The organism is Actinospica acidithermotolerans, assembly GCF_018139625.1.
GTDB classification, from domain to species: Bacteria; Actinomycetota; Actinomycetes; order Streptomycetales; family Catenulisporaceae; genus Actinospica; species Actinospica acidithermotolerans.
In genome coordinates, this window is sequence record NZ_JAGSOH010000124.1 from 1 (window position 1) to 19,055 (window position 19,055).

A 19,055-nucleotide genomic window follows, 5' to 3' on the forward strand; every position below is an offset into this window, starting at 1 on the left:
GCCTCAGAATCCGAACGACGCGCCGCGCTTGACCCCTGGCTGCACATCTACAACCATCACCGAGCACACACCGCGCTCAAAGGCCAACCACCCGCCAGCCGCGTACCCAACCTCACAGGACAGAACAGCTAGCTGTACTGACGCTAGCCGCTTCGGCAGGCGTCCGGCTACGTCATCTCCAGGAAGCTCGCCTGGTCGGTCTCCGTCAGCGCGGCCACGGCCCTGGCGAGCGCCGGGTGCCCGGCGAGATCGGGGTCGCGCTCGACGAGGTCGGTCGCGGCCTGCCGGGCCTGGCCGATCAGGTCCTCGTCGCGGAGCACGGACAGCAGGCGCAGCGAGGAGCGGCGGCCGGACTGCGCGGCGCCGAGCACGTCACCCTCCCGGCGCTGCTCGAGGTCGATGCGGGAGAGCTCGAACCCGTCGGTCGTGCTCGCCACGGCCCGGAGCCGGTCGGCCGCCGGGGAGTCGGCGTCGGTCTCGGTGACCAGCAGGCACAGTCCGGGAACGCTGCCCCGGCCGACGCGTCCGCGCAGCTGGTGCAGCTGGGAGACGCCGAAGCGGTCGGCGTCGAGGATCGCCATGACGCTCGCGTTCGGCACGTTGACGCCGACCTCGACGACGGTCGTGGCGACGAGCACGTCCACCTCACCCGCGTTGAACCTGCCCATCACCTCGTCCTTCTCCTGCGGCGTGAGCCGGCCGTGCAGCACGCCGAGCCGCAGGCCGTTCAGCGGCCCGGCTTCGAGCTGCGCCGCGACGTCGGCGACGGCGAGCGGCGGACGACGCTCCTCGCCGTCGGCCTGCTTCGCGGGCTGCGTCCCGTCCCCGTCCGTCTCGTCCCCCGCGTCGCCGCCGATCCGCGGGCAGACCACATAGGCCTGATGCCCCTTCGCGACCTCCTCGCGGATCCGCTCCCACGCGCGGGTCAGGAAGGCGGGCTTCTCCTTCGCGGGCACGACGTGTGTAGCGATCGGAGACCGGCCGGACGGCAGAACCTTGAGCTCGGAGACATCGAGGTCGCCGAAGACGGTCATCGCGACCGTGCGCGGGATCGGCGTGGCCGTCATGACCAGCAGGTGCGGCGACTCGTCGCCCTTCGCCTTCGCCCGCAGCGCGTCGCGCTGCTCGACGCCGAAGCGGTGCTGCTCGTCGATGACGACGAGGCCGAGGTCGTGCAGCTTCACCTTGTCCTGGATGACGGCGTGCGTGCCGATGACGATCCCCGCGTCTCCGGACTGCGCGTCGAGCAGGCTGGCGTTGCGTTCCTTCGCACCCTGCGATCCGGTGAGCAGCGCCACCTTCGTGCCCTCGGGGTCGCCGTCGAACTGGCCGGGGCGCGCGAGCGGTCCGAGCAGTTCGGTGATCGAGCGGTGGTGCTGCTGCGCGAGGACTTCGGTCGGGGCCAGCAGGACGGCCTGCGCGCCGCTGTCCACGGCCGTCAGCATGGCCCGCAGCGCGACGATCGTCTTGCCGGAGCCGACCTCGCCTTGGAGCAGCCGGTGCATCGGGTGCGTCTGCGCGAGGTCTTCCGCGATCTCTGCGCTGACCTGCTGCTGGCCGTCCGTGAGCGTGAAGGGCAGCCGCGCGTCGAAGCGTTCGAGGATGCCGCCGGGCTTCGCGGTGCGCGCGTGCGCGGAGTCCTGCATCGTGGTGGCCCGGCGCTGGGCCAGCACGACCTGCAGAGGCAGCGCCTCGTCCCACTTCAGGCGGTGCTTCGCGACGTACGTCTGCTCGATCTCCGCCGGCCGGTGCACCTGCTCGAGCGCCGTGCGCAGATCGAGCAGCCGGTGCCGCCTGCGCAGCTCCTCGGGCAGCGGGTCCTCGATCTCGGGCAGCTGGTCGAGCACCACGCGCACGCACTGCTTGACGGTCCAGGTGGGCAGCCCCGCGACGGACGGGTAGATGGGCACCGGCTTGGCGAACTCCTCGCCGGTCCGGTCCACGTCCTCCTCGTCGCCGATCAGCTCGTAGGAGGGCCCGGCCATCTGCGGACGGCCGTGGTAGAGCGTGATCTTGCCGGCGAAGAACGCCAGCCGGCCGGGCCGCAGCTCCCGCTCCACCTGCCAGCTGTTGAAGAAGGTCAGCAGCATCGAGCCCGAGCCGTCGGTCACCTGCACGTCGCACCGGAAGCCCTTGCGCCCGCGGAACGGGATCTTGGTCGACTTCACGACCTCGGCGAGCACCGTGACGTCCTCGTCGATCGGCACCTTCGACAGGTCGGTCAGCTCGCCGCGCTCGTCGTAGCGGCGCGGGTAGTGCTTGAGCAGCTCGCCGACGGTGTTCAGGCCGAGGCTCTTGGCCAGCACCTTCGCCGTGCGGTCGCCCAGCACCTCGCGCAGCCGGACCGCCAGCGCGTCCCGCTCTCCGTCCATGTCACTCCACGCCGATCAGCAGCGGCCACCCGGACTGGCCGCCCTCGTAGACGACCACGTCCATCTCCGGGCGCCGGGCGAGGACCCGCGCCGTGACGGCGTCGACGAGCTCCTCGGTCGGCAGCCCGAGATCGGCCCCGGTCACCAGGGTCACCATCTCACCGCCCGCCGACACCATCCGGTCGACGACCGCCAGCGCGCCGTCGAGGACCGTCCTGGTGATCAGCGCGACGTCGTCCTCGATGAAGCCCAGCACGTCCCCGGCCCGCGCCACGCCGGCCATCGTCCACGCGTCGTCGGCGGCGACCTGCAGCGCTCCGTACCTGGTCGCGCCGGCCGCCGCGGTCATCGCGACGACGTCGGCGTCGAAGCGGCGGCTCGGCTCGTGCACGGCTATCGCGGCGACGGCCTGGACCGGCGCCTTGCCGGGGATCACCGCGATGCGCACGCCGGGCAGGTCGCGCTCGGCCTGGTCGGCGGCGGCGAACGCCGGGGCGAGGCCCTCGGGGTCGGCCGTGACGATGACGACCTCGCGGACGCCGGTCTCCATCACGGCGCGCGAGAGCTGGGCGCTCGTCGGCGGACGTCCGCCGGGACCGCTCAGCGACACCGCGCCGGCCTCGGTGAACAGCTCCGCGAGGCCGGGTCCCGCGGCCGCCGCGAGCACGACGCGGCCCGGCCGCAGCTCGGGCGCCGGAGCCTGCGCGGGACTTTCCCGCTGCACGTCCACGCACTCGGTCAGCACGGTGACGCGCAGGTCGCGGGGCCGTCCGTACTCCAGCGCGGCCTCGATCGCCAGGCCCGGCTGGTGCAGGTGGACGTGCACGCGGTAGGTGCCGGCGCCACCCGCCACGACGAGCGAGTCGCCGCCGTCGTCCGCGCAGATCCGCTCCAGGTCGGTGCGCAGCGCGTCGGGCGCGTCGGTCTCGATGAGGAAGACGAGTTCGAGCCCCGGCGCCGGCGCGGGGACATCGACGAGGACTGCTTCGTGCACGATCAGCCGGCGCGGCTGACCCAGCGTGACCGGCTTCGGTCCGCGCTCCGGCCGCAGCAGCGAGCGGCGCGGCATCGTGGCGACGGCGAGACCGGCGTCCTGAGGCGCGAGACGGCGCGGGTCGTAGCCGCCGACGAGCGCGGCGAGCACGTCGAGGAACACGCAGACGCCGAGTCCGCCGGCATCGACGACGCCCGCCTCCTCCAGCGCGGGCAGCTGGTGCTGCGTCGCGATCAGCGCGCCGGCCGCCGCCTGGCGTGCGGCCTCGGCGACCGCGGGGAACGGCGGCTGGAGCTCTCCGGCCTGCTGGACGAGCATCGTCGCGGCGGTCGCGGCGGCCTTGACCACCGAGAGCATCGTGCCCTCGACCGGCACCGCGACCGCTTCCCGTGCCGCGTCGTCGGCCCTGGAGAGCGCGGCCGCGATCGTGGCCGGGTCGATCTGCCCGCGCAGCCGGGCGGTCTCGGTCAGCTCGTCGGCCATGCCGCGCAGCAGCTGCGCGAGGATCGTGCCCGAGTTGCCGTGCGCGCCTTCGAGGGCGCCGGCCGCCAGCGCGTCCAGGGCCGCCGCCGCGCTGCTCGCGGCGCCGTCCGAGGGGGCGGGGGGCAGCGCGTCGAGGCGCTCGCAGGCCGCGTCGAAGGTCAGGTAGAGGTTCGTGCCGGTGTCGCCGTCCGGGACCGGGAAGACATTGAGCGCGTCGATCTCCTCGCGCGCCCGGCCGAGCGCGGCCAGGCTGGCCCTGGCCCAGGCGCGCACCGCGACCCCGTCGACGGCTTCGAGCACGAGGCGGGCCCTTCTTTCACGAGCGGAACGAAATGACGATGGTGAGTCCTGCCCACCTTAGGCGCTGGCCGCCCGGATTGGCACGGGATGGCCGACCGGCCCGATGCCGCGCCCGAGCGGGTAGCCGCGGGCGATGGCCCGGGTGACGTAGTCCTTGGCCTGCGCCACGGCCTCAGGGACGGGTTCTCCGCGGCCGAGGAGGGTGGCGACGGCGCTGGCGTAGGTGCAGCCGGTGCCGTGGGTGTGGCGGTTGGGGATGCGCTCGGCGACGAGCCAGTGCTCGGCGGTGCCGTCGGTCAGCAGGTCCGCCGCGGCGTCGTCCGCCAGGTGTCCGCCCTTGAGCAGGATCCAGCGCGGGCCGAACCCGAGCAGCGTGCGCGCGGCCGCGCGCATGTCTTCGCGGTCGACCACGGGTTCGCCGACGAGCCAGCCGGCTTCGTCGAGGTTCGGCGTCAGGACCGTGCTGCGCGGCAGCAGTTCGCTGAGGAGGGCGTCGCGGGCGTCGGAGGCCAGCAGGGTGTCGCCGTGCTTTGAGACGGCCACCGGATCGACGACCACTGGGACTAACTCGTTCAGCCTATTGATCAGATCGGCGACGATGCTCACCAGCTCCGGGCCGCCGAGCATTCCGGTCTTCACGGCGTCCACGCCGATGTCCTCGACACAGGCGCTGAACTGGGCTTCGACCGCCGCGGCGGGCAGCGGCCAGGCACCCTGGACGCCGAGCGAGTTCTGCGCGGTGACGACGGTGAGCGCGCTCATGCCGTGCCCGCCGAGCGCCTGAACGGTCTTCAGGTCGGCCTGGATGCCGGCGCCGCCGCCGGAGTCGGAGCCGGCGATCGTCAGGACCCTGGTGACCGCGTTCATCGGCTGAAGTGGTCCCAGCCCTGGGCGGCCTGCCAGGCGCGGCCGGAGACCGTCACCAGCGGCGCTTGCGCGGCGGGACGGTCCACGACCCGGCCGACGGCGCTCCAGCCGGGCGGCAGGCCGGCGTCCGCCGGGAAGCAGGCGGCCAGCGCGTGGTCCTCGCCGCCGGTGAGCACCCAGTCCAGCACCTCGACCCCGAGTTTCCGAGCGGTTTCGCGCAGCCGATCGTCGATCGGGAACGCCTCCGGGTCCAGGTCGACGGCCACGCCGCTCTCCTCGGCGATATGGCCGAGGTCGGCGAGCAGTCCGTCGCTGATGTCGAGCATCGCGGTGGCCCCGGCGCGCGCGGCGGCGGGCCCTTGTTCGTACGGAGGTTCGGGGCTGCGGTGCCGGGCGAAGGCGAGCTTCGGGCCGTCCGCGTCGCGGAGCAGCAGTTCCAGGCCGCAGGCGCTCCAGCCGAGCTCTCCCGCGTACGCGACGACGTCCCCTGGACGGGCCCCCGCGCGGGTCACCGGCGCGAGACCGCGCAGGTCGCCGAGGGCGGTGACCGCGATGAGGAGGGTCTCCGAGCCGACCGTGTCGCCGCCGGCCACCGAGGCGCCGACCAGCGCGGCCTCGTCGGCCAGCCCGGCGGAGAGGTCCTTAGCCCAGCTCAGCGGGAGGTCGGCGGGTGCGGCGAGGCCGACGAGCAGCGCGGTGCACACCCCGCCCATCGCGGCGATGTCGGCGAGGTTCTGCGCTGCGGCCTTGCGCCCGACCTGGTACGCGCTGGACCAGTCGCGGCGGAAGTGGCGCCCCTCGACCAGCAGGTCGGTGCTCGCCACGACCCGGCCGTCGGAGGCGCTGATCAGGGCCGCGTCGTCGCCCGGGCCGATCAGCACGGCAGGGCCCTGCGGGACCGTTCTCGCCACCCGGTTGATCAGGCCGAATTCACCGATCTGGCCTAAGGTGTAATCACCGGTGGGCTCGGGGCTCCGCTCTGTCACGGGTCCCACTGTAGAGGGACCGCCGTGCGGCGGGTCGTCCACCGCGACCACCCTCACGTGTGTAACCAACCGGGACCCCCTTGCGGCGGCCCCGGGTCGGGCCGGTAACGTTTCGCCATTGTCTAGTTCTCATTGACTATACGCACGTAGTCCAAGTGGAGGGCTCCAAAGTGGTTCAGGCCTACATCCTCGTCCAGACCGAAGTCGGCCGCTCCGCCGCGGTGGCCGGTCAGATCACCGAACTGCCCGGGGTCGTCTCCGCGGAGGACGTCACCGGCCCCTATGATGTGATCGTGCGTACGGAAGCCGAGACCATGGACGACCTGGGCAAGCTGATCGTGGCCCGGATCCAGGTCATCGAGGGCATCACGCGCACGCTGACCTGCCCGGTGGTCAACCTCGGGTGATCGGGTGAACAAGCTTCGCGTCCTGCTTCCCGCCGCCGGGGTCGTCCTCGCCTCGGTCGGCGGCGCCACCGCGTGGTTGCTGCTGTCCGCGGGCAGCGCCGTCGCGGTGACCCCGCCAAACGCCACCGCCGGGGTGCACCAGGTCTGCGCGAAGCTGCAGAGCAAGCTCCCGGCGACGGTGGACGGCCAGAGCCGCGACACGGTCACGCCCTCCTCCGACCTGACCGCCGCCTGGGGCACGAGCCCGATCGTCATGACCTGCGGCGCGAGCACGCCGGCGGTGCTCGACCCGAACAGCAAGAGCTACGATCCGTCCGCCCAGGCCGTCTACGCCAACGGGGTCGCCTGGCTGCCGATCCAGGTCGCGGACGGCTACGAGTTCTACACCACGCAGCGCGAGGTGTACGTCGAGGTGTTCGTGCCCTCCTCGTACGACCTCGCCGACGGCAACCCGGGGATGGACGCACCCACCGACCTGTCGGCCGCCGTCATCGCGGGCACCCCCACCGTCGACGGCAAGTCAGGGGCCGACGTCAGCCCGGACTGATCCCGGGCCGACGCCGCCGCCGGAGAGATCAGCGCAGGCCGCTCGGCCGGGAGAGCGCGTCGGTGATCAGCCGGTCCACCAGCTCCGCGTAGGAGACGCCGCTCGCCGCCCACATCTGCGGGAACATCGACGTGGTGGTGAAGCCCGGCATCGTGTTGATCTCGTTGATGACGAAGCCGCCCTCGTCGAGCAGGAAGAAGTCCACCCGGGACAGGCCCTCGCACTCGAGCGCCTCGAAGGCCTCGACGGCGAGACGCTGGATCTCAGCAGTCTGCTCCTCGGTCAGCTGCGCGGGCAGCTGCACGGCGGTCGTGCCGTCGAGGTACTTCGCCTCGAAGTCGTAGAACTCGTGGCCCCCGAGCACCTTCAGCTCCGCGGGGACTGAGGCCTCGGCGCGTCCGCCGTCGCGTCCCGCGAGCACGCCGACCTCGATCTCACGGCCCGTCAGCATGCCCTCGACGACGAGCTTCGGATCGTGTTCGCGGGCGAATTCGATCGCGGCGGCGAGCTCGGTCTCGTCGTGCACCTTCGAGATGCCCATCGACGAACCCGCGCGCGCGGGCTTCACGAACACCGGGTAGCCGAGCTCCGCGACGGAGGCGAGCACCCGGGCCCGGCCCTCCCCGGTGTCCCACTGCTTCGCGCGCAGCGCGAAGTACGGCCCGACCGGCAGGCCGGAGGCGGCCAGCAGCCGCTTCATCACGTCCTTGTCCATGCCGACCGCGGAGGCGAGCACGCCCGAGCCGACGTACGGGACGCCGGCGAGCTCGAGCATCCCCTGCAGCGTGCCGTCCTCGCCGTACGGGCCGTGCAGCAGCGGCAGCACCACGTCCACGTCGCCCAGCACCTTCGGCACGGTGCCCGGCTCGTGCACGGTCAGCTCGCGCGCGGTCGGGTCGGCGGCCATGGTCACGAGCGCGCCGCTGGTCTCGTCGATCCGCGGCGGCAGCGCGCCGTCGGTGATCGCGAGCTGCTCGCCCAGACCCTCGGCGAGCACCCAGCGGCCGTCGGTGGAGATGCCGACCGGCACCACCTCGTAGCGCTCGGGATCGAGCACCTTCAGCACGCTGCCCGCGGTGACGCAGGAGATCGCGTGCTCGCTGGACCGGCCGCCGAAGACGACGGCGACACGGACCTTGGACTGGGGGGCTGCCAACTCGTCGCTCATAGCTCCCAGACCCTAGTACAAGCCCTCCGACTTCGCGGACCGCGCCATGAGCGCCGCGAGCATCTCCTTCGGAGCGTGACCCTCGTGTACCACTCCGACCACGGCGCGTGCGATCGGCATGTCCACATCGTGACGTTCCGCCAATGCCAGAACCGATCTACAGGACTTGACTCCCTCGGTGGTCTGCCGGACCTCCGCGGTCGCCTGGTCCACGGTCAGCCCGCGGCCGAGGTGCACGCCGAACATGTGGTTGCGGGACAAGGAGGAACCGCAGGTGGCGACGAGGTCGCCGAGGCCCGCGAGGCCGGAGAAGGTGTACGGGTCCGCGCCCACCGCGACGCCGAGCCTGGTCGCCTCGGCCAGGCCGCGGGTGATCAGCGTGCCCTTCGCGTTGTCGCCCAGGCCCATGCCGTCCGCCATGCCCGCCGCCAGGCCGATCACGTTCTTGATCGCGCCGCCGAGCTCGCAGCCGACCACGTCGGTGTTGGTGTACGGCCGGAAGTACTGGGTGTGGCAGGCCTTCTGCAGCTCCTCGGCCACCGCGATGTCCTCGGAGGCGACGACGGCCGCGGCCGGCTTGCGGGCGGCGATCTCGCGCGCCAGGTTCGGCCCGGAGACCACGGCGATCCGCTTGGCCTCGGCGCCGGTGCACTCGGCGATCACCTCGCTCATCCGCATGCACGTGCCGAGCTCGACGCCCTTCATCAGCGAGACCCACACGGTGCGCGAATCGGCCAGCGGCGCCCATTCGGCGAGGTTCGCGCGCAGCGTCTGCGAGGGGATCACCAGCACCGCGAAGTCCGCGTCCCGCAGCGCCTCGGCCGGATCCGTCGTCGCGCGCATGCCCTCGGGCAGCGCGACGCCGGGCAGGTAGTCGGGGTTCTCGTGCCGGGCGTTGATCGCGTCGGCGAGCTCCGGACGCCGCCCGACGAGGGTGACGTCGGTGCCCGCGTCGGCCAGCACCATGCCGAAGGCGGTGCCCCAGTTGCCGGTGCCGAAGACGGCGGCGCGGGTCACTCAGCCACCCCCGCCGCGGGCGTCGACTCCTCTTCCTTCGGCGGCGGCACGAAGCGCACCTCCGGAGCCTTCTCGCCGCGCAGGCCCTCGAGCATCTTCGTGATCTCGTCCATGATCAGGTCGGTGACCTCCTGCTCGGCAGCGCGGTCCTTGCGCTCGGCCCAGGGCGAGAGGTCCAGCGGCGGGCCCGCGACGACCTTGAGGGTCTTGCGCGGGAAGAAGTGGAACTTCGTCGAGTACGGCGCCAGCACCTCCTGCGCACCCCACTGGGCCACCGGGATCACCGGGACGCCGGTGCGCAGCGCGATCCGGGCCGCGCCGGTGCGCCCCTCCATCGGCCACAGGTCAGGGTCCTTCGTCATGGTGCCCTCGGGGTAGAAGACCACCACCTCGCCGCGCTTGACCGCGTCCTGCGCCGCGAGCAGCGCCTTGACCGCGTCGCGGGTGCCGCGCTGCACCGGGATCTGCCCGGCGGCCCGGAACAGCTTGCCGAGCAGCGGGTGCTTGAAGACGCCGGCCTTCGCGGTGAACCGCGGGGTGCGGCGGGCGGCGACCACGTAGTGCCCGACCGCCATCGGGTCGAAGAAGGAGTAGTGGTTGGCGACGATCAGCGCGCCGCCGGTCCTCGGCACGTTCTCCCGTCCGCGCCAGTCCCGCTTGGTCAGCAGCGTCAGCAGCGGCCGGGCGATCGCGGCGATGAACAGGAACGCCAATCCGGCGGGCGGGTTGCGGCGGGCCACCTGGGGTCCTTCCGGTCGAGCCGAGGCTCTGTCTGGGGAGTCGACGAACGAGTCCTATCCTCGCGCTTCGCCCGCAGTTGTGCCAAGGCGGCCCCCGGGCCGACCGCCGCCCGTGGAAAACTGAGGCGGTGTGGTCCCTGGTGATTCCGGTCAAACGGCTGTCCGCGGCGAAGACCCGGCTGGCCCCGCTGCCCTCCTGGCGGCGGGCCGACCTCGCGCTGGCCTTCGTGCACGACTGCGTGACGGCCGCGCTGGCCGCCCCCGAGGTCGCGCAGATCCTGGTGGTCACGGCGGACGACGCGGCGGCGCGCGGGCTGGCGGCCCTCGGCGCCCGGATCATCGCCGAGCCGGAGGCGCCGGACGCCCTGGACCGGCTGAACGCCGCGATCGTCCACGGTGCCGAGCGCTCCGCGGCCGAGCGGCCGGAGCTGCGGGTCGGCGCGCTGACCGGGGATCTGCCCTCGCTGCGCACCGAGGAGCTGAGCGAGGTGCTGCGCGCGGCCGCGGAGATCGAGGGACGCAGCTTCGTACCCGACGCCGCCGGCAGCGGCACCACGCTGCTGCTGGGCCCCGCGCACGGCCCGCTGGAGCCGCGCTTCGGCCTGGATTCGCGGGCGGGGCACGCCCGCAGCGGCGCCGCCGAGCTGGCCGCCGGACGTACGCTGCGCCAAGACGTGGACACCCTGGCCGACCTGGAGTCGGCGCTAAGGTTGGGAGTCGGAGTTCATACGGCGCACAAGATCGGACTGGGACTGATGCAGGGAACCGTCAGGAGTTTCGACCCGGCGACCCGGGGCGGCACGGTGCTGCTCGACGACGGCACGGAGCTGCCCTACGATGCGGCCGCCTTCGACGCGGGCGGGCTGCGGCTGGCCCGGATCGGCCAGCGGGTGGCGCTGCGCGCCGACGCCGCCGGGCGCATCACGGCCCTGACGCTCGCGACGCTGCCGCTGCCGGACTGATTCATTCCGATATAACCGCCGGCGGCCGACTTCGAATTCGGCGAACGCCGGAAACAGCATTCTGAATGCGAAAACTCCCCCCGGCCGCCGGCGCCGTGGCGGAAGAGGGGAGTTTCGTCGAACGGTTCAGCGCTTGCGCGCCGTGGTCTTCTTCGCGGTCGTCTTCTTGGCCGGGGTCTTCTTGGCGACCGCCTTGGTGGCCGGGGCCTTGGCGGCGGTCTTCTTGGCCGAGGGACGGGCCGTGGCCTTCGCCACGGTCTTCTTGGCGGCGGTCTTCGCGACGGCCTTCTTGGCCGGGGCCTTGGTGGCCGGCGCCTTCTTCGCCGCGGCCTTGACGGTGGTCTTCTTCGCGGCGGCCTTGGTGGCCGGGCGGGCGGCGGCCGTCTTGGCGGGGGTGGCCTTCTTCGCGGCGGCCTTGACGGTGGTCTTCTTCGCCGCGGTCTTCTTGGCGGCGGTCTTCTTCGCCGTCGCGCGCTTGCGGCCGCCGGTGGTGTTCACCTCGTCCTTGAGAGCCTGGCCGGGCCGGAACTTCGGCACGGTCGCGGCGGGGACGGCCACCGCCTCGCCGGTGCGCGGGTTGCGCGCGGTGCGGGCGGCGCGGCGGGTGGTCTCGAAGGTGCCGAAGCCGGTGAGCGACACCTTGTCGCCGGAGATGATCGCCCCGGTGATGCCATCCAGAACGGCGTCGACGGTGTCGCCTGCCGAGCGGCGGGAGATGTCCAGCTTCGTGGCGACTGCGTCGATCAGCTGTGCCTTGTTCACGATGCGCCCCTTGGGGGTAGGTGCGGCGCCGGTTTGCACCACACATGCGGAGGATTTCCTATCCGCACCGTAGGCCCAGCAATCGCCTTAATCAAACACCAAAGTCCTTAATCACCCTTGTGTCGCAATACGAGAGCGTCAAGGAAGGCCTCGAGACGGCGCATCGCGTCCGTTCGGTCGTGCCGGGAGGCGGCGGTGATGACAAGCAGGCGCCGATTGAGTTCCGCCCGTTCCGCGGCCGGCAAATCCATGGCCCGCAACGCGTCGTGCGCCTCTTTCAGGCGCTGGGCCAGGCGGGCGTAGCCGGACAGCTCGCGCATCTCCGCGGCGTCGAACGGCTCAGAATCCCCGTTCGCCGCCGGTGCCTGAGCCATACGGCCATTCTGCGGCACCGGCGGCGTGTCGCCGAATCGGCGACGGTACCTCGTGTCTCCGAAGTGGCGGCGGTACCTCCTGCCGCGCGTGCCCGGCGCACGCGCGAAAACCCGTCTTCAGCGAGCATGTGGCGGCTGAACCGCCGGAGACCGCCGAAGTACGTGCTCGCGGCTCGCTAAAGCATGGCAGGCGCGCTTAAGCGAGCACGTGACGGCAGAACCGCCGGAGCACGTGCTCGCTGCTCGCTAAAGCGTCGCGGACGGGCTTAAGCGAGCACGTGACGGCTGACCTGCCAGAGCACGTGCTCGCGACTCGCTAAGAGCATGGCAGGCGGGCTTAAGCGAGCACGTGACGGCTGAACCAACCGGAGCACGTGCTCACAACTCGCTAAAGCGTCGCGGGCGGCCTTAAGCGAGCACGTGACGGCAGACCGCCCGAGCACGTGCTCGCGACTTGCTAAAGCATGGCAAGCGCGCTTAGCGAGCACGTGACCGCTGACCCGCCGGAGCACGTGCTCGCGGTTCGCTAAAGCGTCGCGGGCTTGAAGGACGGGCGCGTCGTCTCGAACTCGTCGATCGTCTCGACGTTGCGCAGCGTCAAGCCGATGTCGTCCAGGCCCTCCAGCAGGCGCCAGCGGGTGTAGTCGTCGATTTCGAAGGGGGCGACCAGTTCGCCGACGCGCACCTCGCGCGCCTCGAGGTCCACGGTCACCTCGGTGGCCGGATCGGCTTCGATCGCGGTCCAGATCTGCTCGATGGTCTCCTGCGGCAGCACCACCGTGAGCAGCCCGCTCTTGAGCGAGTTGCCGCGGAAGATGTCGGCGAAGCGCGCGGAGATGACGGCCTTGAAGCCGTAGTTCTGCAGCGCCCACACCGCGTGCTCACGCGAGGAACCGGTGCCGAAGTCGGGGCCGGCCACCAGCACGGTGGCGCCCTGCCGCTCCGGCTTGTTGAGCACGAACTCCGGGTCGTTGCGCCACGCGGCGAACAGCCCGTCCTCGAAACCGGTGCGGGTGACCCGCTTGAGGTACACGGCCGGGATGATCTGGTCGGTGTCCACGTTCGAACGGCGCAGTGGTACGGCCGTCCCGGTGTGGCTGACGAACTTCTCCATGTGCGCTCAGACTCCCGCCGGTCGCGATTGACGAACTTCTCTGTGCTTGATCGGCTGCACGGGTCCTCAGACCTCCTGCAGCGCGGGCAGATCGGCGGGCCCGGCCAGGTGGCCGGTGACCGCGGTGGCGGCGGCGACCAGCGGGGACACCAGGTGGGTGCGGCCGCCCTTGCCCTGCCTGCCCTCGAAATTGCGGTTCGAGGTGGACGCCGAGCGCTCGCCCGGAGCCAGCTGGTCCGGGTTCATGCCCAGGCACATCGAGCAGCCCGCGAAGCGCCATTCGGCGCCGGCCGCCTCGAAGACCTCGTTCAGGCCCTCGGCCTCGGCCTCCAGGCGCACCCGCGCGGAGCCGGGCACGACCAGCATGCGCACGCCCTCGGCGACCTTGCGGCCCTTGAGGACCGAGGCCGCGGCGCGCAGGTCCTCGAGCCGGCCGTTGGTGCAGGAGCCCAGGAACACGGTGTCGACGGCGATCTCGCGCAGCGGGGTGCCGGCCGTCAGGCCCATGTACTCCAGCGCCCGCTCGACGTCCTGGCGCGCGTTCGGGTCGGCGTAGTCCGCGGGGTTCGGGACGACGTCGCCGAGCGGGGCGCCCTGGCCGGGGTTGGTGCCCCAGGTGACGAAGGGGGTGAGCGCGTCGGCGTCGATGGTGACCTCGGCGTCGAACTTCGCGCCCTCGTCGGTGTGCAGCGTGGACCAGTACGCCACGGCCGCGTCCCAGTCCTCGCCCTGCGGTGCGTGGGCTCGGTCCTTGAGGTAGGCGTAGGTGGTGTCGTCCGGGGCGATCAGGCCGGCGCGGGCGCCCGCCTCGATCGACATGTTGCACACGGTCATCCGGCCCTCCATGGAGAGGTTGCGGATGGCCTCGCCGCGGTACTCCAGGATGTAGCCCTGGCCGCCGCCGGTGCCGATCTTCGCGATCACGGCCAGGATGATGTCCTTCGCCGTCACGCCCGGCTTGAGCGAGCCGGTGACGTTGATGGCCATCGTCTTGAACTGCTTGAGCGGCAGCGTCTGGGTGGCGAGGACGTGCTCGACCTCGCTGGTGCCGATGCCGAAGGCGATCGCCCCGAAGGCGCCGTGGGTCGAGGTGTGCGAGTCGCCGCAGACGATCGTCATGCCCGGCTGGGTCAGGCCGAGCTGCGGGCCGATCACGTGCACGACGCCCTGGTTCGCGTCGCCGAGCGAGTGCAGCCGCACGCCGAACTCCGCGCAGTTGCGGCGCAGCGTCTCGATCTGGGTACGGGAGACCGGATCGGCGATCGGCTTGTCGATGTCGAGGGTCGGGGTGTTGTGGTCCTCGGTGGCGATGGTCAGGTCCGGGCGACGCACCGTGCGTCCGGCCAGCCGGAGGCCGTCGAAGGCCTGCGCGCTGGTGACCTCGTGGATGAACTGCATGTCGATGTAGAGCAGATCCGGCTCGCCCTCGGCGCGGCGCACGACGTGCGCCTCCCAGATCTTCTCTGCCAGCGTCAGCGGCTGCACTGGCGCTGCGTGTGCGGCTGTCATCGGGCTTCGCTCCATGTCAGTGGTGTTTTTCCGCCCCGGGTAGAAGGCGCTTTCATCGCGGTGCATCGCGGTCCGGTATGGACCAGCCTTGCACCGTCTCACTGAACGATGCACTTGTGTCTCAGGCACTGAGATGGCAATATCGCCCCATGGACACCGTATCCAGTGGCGTCGGAGTGCTCGACAAGGCAGCCGCCGTCCTCAGCGCATTGGAAGCCGGCCCGGCGACGCTCGCCGGCCTGGTTTCCGCGACCGGTCTGGCGCGCCCCACGGCGCACCGGCTCGCGGTCGCCCTGGAGCACCACCGGCTGGTCTCCAGGGACATACAGGGAAGGTTCGTACTCGGGCCGCGCCTGTCCGAACTGGCGGTGGCGGCGGGCGAGGACCGGCTGCTGGCGGCGGCCGGACCGGTGCTGGCGAACCTGCGGGACGTGTCGGGCGAGTCGGCGCAGCTGTACCGCCGGCAGGGCGAGATGCGCGTCTGTGTCGCCGCCGCCGAGCGGCTGACCGGACTTCGCGACACCGTCCCGGTGGGCGTGGCCCTGCCGATGGCGGCCGGCTCCGGCGCGCAGGTGCTGCTGGCCTGGGAGGAGCCGGACCGGCTGCACCGCGGCCTGCAGGGCGCCCGATTCACCGCGACGACGCTCGCCGGCGTGCGCCGCCGCGGCTGGGCCCAGTCCGTCGCCGAGCGGGAGATGGGCGTCGCCTCGGTCTCCGCCCCGGTGCGCGGACCGAACAACCGGGTGATCGCCGCCGTGTCCATCTCCGGCCCGGTCGAGCGGCTCACCCGCTACCCCGGGAAGATCCACGCCGAGGCCGTACTCGAGGCCGCGGGCCGTCTGTCCGAAGCGGTCCAGCGCACCGCCTGAACCCAGCGCTGTCGTCAACGTCGACGATCCCTTCTCCGCTTTGAGCCTGCAGCCGATACAGACAACGGTGTCCATCCGGTCGGCGCGGGCTCAGCGAGACTACTCATAGCCCCGCGGCAGGCACTCCTCATCCCGAGACCGGCGCTTCTCTCCCATCCGGGCCTAGGCACTCCCTCCTCGTCCCGAGCGAGACATGCGCCCCCTTCTCATCGCGAGACATGCGCCCATTTCTCATCGCGAGACATGCGCTCCCGTCTCATGGCGGAAGAGGCACTCCTCATCCCGAGACCGGCGCTTCTTTCTCATCCGGAGATAGGCACTCCTTCCGACGAGGCCTGTGCGGCCGGCTCCGGCGACGGTGACGTGGTTTCCCCGTCCGCACCGATCCCGCGTAGCAAGGCGATCGCGAGCACCGCGGCCCCCGCCATGATCACCGCGCCGACGATCGAAACTACGTTGATGGCGTGGGTGAAGGCGTCGCGCGCCACGGCCAGCAACTCCGCGCCCGCCGATGCCGGTTCACGTGCGGCGACCACGACCGCTCCGCCGAGGGTCGAGCGCGCCGGACTTGGCACCGCCTCCCCCACGCCGTGGCGATAGACCGCCGCGCCGATGCTGCCGAGCACGGCCATCCCCAGCGCTCCGCCGAGTTCGGTGACGGTCTCGTTCATCGCCGCCGCAGCTCCGGCCCGCTCGGGCGGGATCGCACCGAGCATCAGCTCATTGCCGAGCGTCATCACCGCGACCGCGCCCGCCGCGAGCAGCCCTGCGCCGGCCATCAGCACCCACAGATGCGAGTCGGCGTGCAGCAGCGTGGCCTGCACCGCGTATCCCGCGACGATCACCAGGAAGCCGCCGGCGATCACGTACGCCCGGTCGAAGGCGTTGGCCAGTGCCGAGCCGACGCCGATCGCCGCACCCACGCCGAGCGAGGGCACCAGCGACCAGAGCGCCGCCCTGAACGGGCTCATGCCGAGCACCGACTGTAGATACTGCGTCAGGAACATCGCGTTCCCGAGCGTCGCGAACATCGCGATCAGGCTGGTGGCCAGCGATCCGGAGTAGCCGCGGCTGCGGAACAGGCCCAGATCCACCATCGGGTGCGCGGCCGCGCGCTGCCTGATCAGGAACAGCACCGCCATCGCCAAGCCGAGGGCGACGGCGCCGAGCCGCGCTGCATCCACGCCGTTCTCCGCCATCTCGGAGACGCCGAAGACGATCGGCAGCACCGCGGCGAAGGAGAGCGCCGCGCCCGGCAGGTCGAAGCGGCCTGTCTTCGGCGAACGGTACTCCGGCAGCAGAAAGGGCGCGAGGGCGAGCAGCAGGATCATCACCGGCACGTTGATCAGGAAGACCGAGCCCCACCAGAAGTGCTCGAGCAGCAGGCCGCTGATCACCGGACCGAGCATCACGCCCGACATCGTGCCGCCGGTCCAGATCCCGACCGCCTTCTTGCGCTGCGCCGGGTCGTGAAACATGTTGCGGATCAGCGCGAGGGTCGAGGGCATCAGCGTCGCCCCCGCGACGCCCTGCAGCGCCCGCGCGGCGATCAACTCCCCCGCGCCGCCCGCGTACGCCGCACCGAGTGAGGCCGCGCTGAACGCGAAGGCCCCGAACAGCAGCAGCCTGCGACGCCCGATCCGATCCCCGACCGCGCCCATGGTGATGAGCAGGCCGGCGAGTACGAAGCCGTAGACGTCGTACATCCACAGCTGCTGGGTGCTGCTCGGGTGCAGCGCCCTCGTGATGAACGGCACCGCGTAGAGCAGCACCGAGGTGTCCATGGAGACGAGCAGCAGCGGGAGCAGCAGCACCCCGAGCGCGATCCATTCCCTGCGACCGGCGCGCGGAGCTGCCCCCTCCGGGCTCTCGATTACCTGATCAGTCGTCATGGAAAAAACGGTACATGCGTCTTGGACGATTGTCTAGTACATTTGTGCAAGACGGTCGTCCAAGGCCGTGTTAAGCTGTTTGACATGGGAAATCGCGAGGCCCTTCTGGAGGGCGCGAAGCGCTGCCTGCTGGAGAAGGGCTACGGCAGGACCACCGCCCGGGACATCGCCGACGCGGCCGGCGTGAGCCTGGCGGCCATCGGCTACCACTACGGCTCGAAGGAGTCGCTGCTCGAGCAGGCCTTCATGGCGGCGATGGAGGACTGGTTCGCCGATGACGAGGACGACCGGCACCAGGAGGCGCCGGCCGGCTCCCTTGAGCGGTTCCAGGCGTTCTTCGGCGAGGTGCTGGCGAGCTTCCCGGCGCAGGAGCCGCTGCTGCGCCTGAACATGGAGATGGGCCTGGAGGGCATGCACAACCCCTCACTCGCCGCGTTCATGGCGCAAGCGGTGCAGCAGGGCCGGGAGGGCCTGGCCGAGGCGGTCGGCGGCCTCGATCCGGCGCGGGACGGGGAACTGGCCCAGCAGGTCGGTTCGTTCTACAGCGTGCTGATGACCGGCCTGGTCGCCCAGTACCTGATGGATCGGGAGAGATTTCCGAGTGCGTCCGATTTGACCGCGGGCTTGCGGTTCATCGCGGAAAGGGCGCGAAAAGACTAGCCTGCCCGCCCCGAAAGGCGCCGCGACGTCCCGGAACGGCGTCCCGACCCCGTGCGCCGATTGCGCGCGACGCCCCGGCGATGGTAAGCCGGTTCGAGACAACATCCGCCCCAAGGCTGGACGGTCGCAACCTCCGTAGCCATATGATGACAGTACGTGAAATCGGCTCGTCATCCGCGGCGCGGCGGTTCCGCTCTCCCCGAAGGCACGGGTGACCTGCCGGAAGCGCCCTAGCGAAGGGGATGAAGGATGCGCCAGAGTCCCGCCGCGGCCTTCGCGGCCGCGGGCAGCGCGCGCGCCTCCCGGCCCCTGTGGGGCCCGCTGGAGCGCGTCCGGTTGCGCCCCCTCACTGGTGGCAGTCCGACGCCGTGCCGCGACGGCTCAGCGGGCGCCGCGGCGGCCTCGGCGGCGCCCTGCCGGAACCTCGCAGCGGGCCCGGCGGCTGGCGGGCTCGGCGTCACGCCAGGCCCTGCGGCGAGCCGGGCGACTGACATCCGAGACCTTGTCGCGGGCCCCGCGACCGATATCCGGAACCTCCCACTGGTCCCGGCGGCCGCCAGGCCCGGCGTCACACCACGACCTGCGGCGGGCTCAGCGGCTGACGTCAGGAACCTCCTAGTGGTCCCGGCAGCCGACAGGCCCGGCGCCACTACAGGCCCTGCACCGCACCCGGCGACTCACCTCCGGGAACCTGCAGCGGGCCCGGCGGCTGACATCCGGAACCTCCCAGCGGCCCGGGCGGCTTACGGGCGCGGCGCCAGTGCAACCCCTCCACCGAATCCGGCGACTGACCTCCGGGAACCTGCAGCGGGCTCAGCGGCAGACGTCCGGAAACTCCTAGCGGGCCCGGCGGCTGGCGGGCTCGGCGTCACGCCAGGCCGTGCGGCGAACCGGGTGGCTGACGGCGGGGACGCTGCATCAAGGCCGACGGCTGGCGGGCTCGGCGTCACTACCTGCGCAGGCCCCGCGGGTGGCGGCCTTGGCGTCACCGCAGGCGCTGCTGCGGCGGGGCCGGGCCTCGGGGCGGCGGCG

17 protein-coding genes and 1 pseudogene are annotated in these 19,055 nt (G+C 71.7%); 6 read left to right on the plus strand and 12 right to left on the minus strand.

Going from position 1 to position 19,055, the window contains the following annotated elements:
• Positions 1 to 132 (plus strand): annotated as a pseudogene (locus KDK95_RS28535) (integrase core domain-containing protein); the annotation flags it as partial.
• Between the two features lie 35 nt (positions 133 to 167).
• Here the strand turns inward: KDK95_RS28535 and recG are convergent.
• The 4 genes from recG to KDK95_RS28555 are packed head-to-tail and all read right to left on the minus strand — an operon-like array spanning position 168 to position 6,002.
• Positions 168 to 2,372 carry an ATP-dependent DNA helicase RecG gene (gene recG, locus KDK95_RS28540; RefSeq protein WP_212521415.1) on the minus strand — a complete coding sequence of 735 codons (2,205 nt, stop codon included), beginning with the start codon at positions 2,370 to 2,372 and terminating at the stop codon, positions 168 to 170.
• A gap of 1 nt (position 2,373) precedes the next feature.
• A complete protein-coding gene (locus tag KDK95_RS28545) occupies positions 2,374 to 4,149 on the minus strand; it encodes a DAK2 domain-containing protein (RefSeq protein WP_212521416.1) in 1,776 nt (591 codons plus the stop codon).
• A gap of 57 nt (positions 4,150 to 4,206) precedes the next feature.
• The gene (gene thiD / locus KDK95_RS28550; RefSeq protein ID WP_212521417.1) at positions 4,207 to 5,016 is read right to left on the minus strand and encodes a bifunctional hydroxymethylpyrimidine kinase/phosphomethylpyrimidine kinase; all 810 of its coding nucleotides are present in this window, start codon (positions 5,014 to 5,016) and stop codon (positions 4,207 to 4,209) included.
• Positions 5,013 to 6,002 carry a thiamine-phosphate kinase gene (locus KDK95_RS28555; RefSeq protein WP_212521418.1) on the minus strand — a complete coding sequence of 330 codons (990 nt, stop codon included), beginning with the start codon at positions 6,000 to 6,002 and terminating at the stop codon, positions 5,013 to 5,015. The genes thiD and KDK95_RS28555 overlap by 4 nt, the downstream gene beginning before the upstream one ends.
• A 170-nt stretch (positions 6,003 to 6,172) precedes the next feature.
• On the opposite strand from KDK95_RS28555, the gene KDK95_RS28560 reads away from it, so the two are divergent.
• Entirely contained in the window at positions 6,173 to 6,409 is a 237-nt protein-coding gene (locus KDK95_RS28560) for an Lrp/AsnC family transcriptional regulator (RefSeq protein ID WP_212521419.1), read from the plus strand.
• A gap of 4 nt (positions 6,410 to 6,413) precedes the next feature.
• Entirely contained in the window at positions 6,414 to 6,956 is a 543-nt protein-coding gene (locus KDK95_RS28565) for a DUF3515 family protein (protein ID WP_212521420.1), read from the plus strand.
• Between the two features lie 28 nt (positions 6,957 to 6,984).
• Here the strand turns inward: KDK95_RS28565 and KDK95_RS28570 are convergent, their stop codons facing one another.
• From KDK95_RS28570 to KDK95_RS28580, 3 genes are read right to left on the minus strand one after another with little or no spacing between them, the layout of a single operon-like run.
• On the minus strand, positions 6,985 to 8,124 hold the full coding sequence (locus tag KDK95_RS28570) for a D-alanine--D-alanine ligase family protein (RefSeq protein WP_212521421.1): 1,140 nt from the start codon (positions 8,122 to 8,124) through the stop codon (positions 6,985 to 6,987).
• Between the two features lie 12 nt (positions 8,125 to 8,136).
• Entirely contained in the window at positions 8,137 to 9,141 is a 1,005-nt protein-coding gene (locus KDK95_RS28575; protein WP_212521422.1) for an NAD(P)H-dependent glycerol-3-phosphate dehydrogenase, read from the minus strand.
• Entirely contained in the window at positions 9,138 to 9,881 is a 744-nt protein-coding gene (locus tag KDK95_RS28580; RefSeq protein ID WP_212521423.1) for a lysophospholipid acyltransferase family protein, read from the minus strand. Before KDK95_RS28580 ends, KDK95_RS28575 begins: the two co-directional genes overlap by 4 nt.
• 128 nt (positions 9,882 to 10,009) lie before the next feature.
• Here KDK95_RS28580 and cofC point away from each other — a divergent pair, with 128 nt between their 5' ends.
• Positions 10,010 to 10,843: a 2-phospho-L-lactate guanylyltransferase gene (cofC, locus tag KDK95_RS28585; RefSeq protein WP_212521424.1), complete on the plus strand. Its 834-nt coding sequence runs from the start codon at positions 10,010 to 10,012 to the stop codon at positions 10,841 to 10,843.
• A gap of 126 nt (positions 10,844 to 10,969) precedes the next feature.
• Here cofC and KDK95_RS38395 read toward each other — a convergent pair whose 3' ends face one another.
• The 4 genes from KDK95_RS38395 to leuC form a co-directional block, all read right to left on the minus strand.
• Positions 10,970 to 11,605: an HU family DNA-binding protein gene (locus tag KDK95_RS38395; protein WP_212521425.1), complete on the minus strand. Its 636-nt coding sequence runs from the start codon at positions 11,603 to 11,605 to the stop codon at positions 10,970 to 10,972.
• A 107-nt stretch (positions 11,606 to 11,712) separates the two neighbouring features.
• Positions 11,713 to 11,979 (minus strand): SCO5555 family protein, encoded by a 267-nt coding sequence (locus KDK95_RS28595; protein ID WP_212521426.1) that lies wholly within the window; start codon positions 11,977 to 11,979, stop codon positions 11,713 to 11,715.
• A gap of 526 nt (positions 11,980 to 12,505) precedes the next feature.
• Positions 12,506 to 13,093 carry a 3-isopropylmalate dehydratase small subunit gene (leuD, locus tag KDK95_RS28600; protein ID WP_212521427.1) on the minus strand — a complete coding sequence of 196 codons (588 nt, stop codon included), beginning with the start codon at positions 13,091 to 13,093 and terminating at the stop codon, positions 12,506 to 12,508.
• Between the two features lie 66 nt (positions 13,094 to 13,159).
• Positions 13,160 to 14,602, minus strand: coding sequence for a 3-isopropylmalate dehydratase large subunit (leuC, locus tag KDK95_RS28605; protein WP_212521428.1), 1,443 nt, complete (start codon positions 14,600 to 14,602; stop codon positions 13,160 to 13,162).
• Positions 14,603 to 14,751: 149 nt separating this feature from the next.
• Between leuC and KDK95_RS28610 the strand changes: the two genes are divergently transcribed.
• A complete protein-coding gene (locus tag KDK95_RS28610) occupies positions 14,752 to 15,471 on the plus strand; it encodes an IclR family transcriptional regulator (RefSeq protein WP_212521429.1) in 720 nt (239 codons plus the stop codon).
• Between the two features lie 302 nt (positions 15,472 to 15,773).
• On the opposite strand, the gene KDK95_RS28615 is transcribed toward KDK95_RS28610, so the two are convergent.
• Positions 15,774 to 17,363: an MFS transporter gene (locus KDK95_RS28615; RefSeq protein WP_212521430.1), complete on the minus strand. Its 1,590-nt coding sequence runs from the start codon at positions 17,361 to 17,363 to the stop codon at positions 15,774 to 15,776.
• 84 nt (positions 17,364 to 17,447) lie between these two features.
• On the opposite strand from KDK95_RS28615, the gene KDK95_RS28620 reads away from it, so the two are divergent.
• On the plus strand, positions 17,448 to 18,023 hold the full coding sequence (locus tag KDK95_RS28620; RefSeq protein ID WP_212521431.1) for a TetR/AcrR family transcriptional regulator: 576 nt from the start codon (positions 17,448 to 17,450) through the stop codon (positions 18,021 to 18,023).
• Positions 18,024 to 19,055 lie beyond the last annotated feature (1,032 nt).

Coding starts and splice junctions, on each gene's coding strand:
- KDK95_RS28620 (WP_212521431.1), top strand. CDS start 17,448: ATGGGAAATCGCGAGGCCCTTCTGGAGGGCGCGAAGCGCTGCCTGCTG.
- KDK95_RS28595 (WP_212521426.1), bottom strand. CDS start 11,979: ATGGCTCAGGCACCGGCGGCGAACGGGGATTCTGAGCCGTTCGACGCC.
- thiD (WP_212521417.1), bottom strand. CDS start 5,016: ATGAACGCGGTCACCAGGGTCCTGACGATCGCCGGCTCCGACTCCGGC.
- KDK95_RS28610 (WP_212521429.1), top strand. CDS start 14,752: ATGGACACCGTATCCAGTGGCGTCGGAGTGCTCGACAAGGCAGCCGCC.
- KDK95_RS28615 (WP_212521430.1), bottom strand. CDS start 17,363: ATGACGACTGATCAGGTAATCGAGAGCCCGGAGGGGGCAGCTCCGCGC.
- leuC (WP_212521428.1), bottom strand. CDS start 14,602: ATGACAGCCGCACACGCAGCGCCAGTGCAGCCGCTGACGCTGGCAGAG.
- leuD (WP_212521427.1), bottom strand. CDS start 13,093: ATGGAGAAGTTCGTCAGCCACACCGGGACGGCCGTACCACTGCGCCGT.
- KDK95_RS28570 (WP_212521421.1), bottom strand. CDS start 8,124: ATGAGCGACGAGTTGGCAGCCCCCCAGTCCAAGGTCCGTGTCGCCGTC.
- recG (WP_212521415.1), bottom strand. CDS start 2,372: ATGGACGGAGAGCGGGACGCGCTGGCGGTCCGGCTGCGCGAGGTGCTG.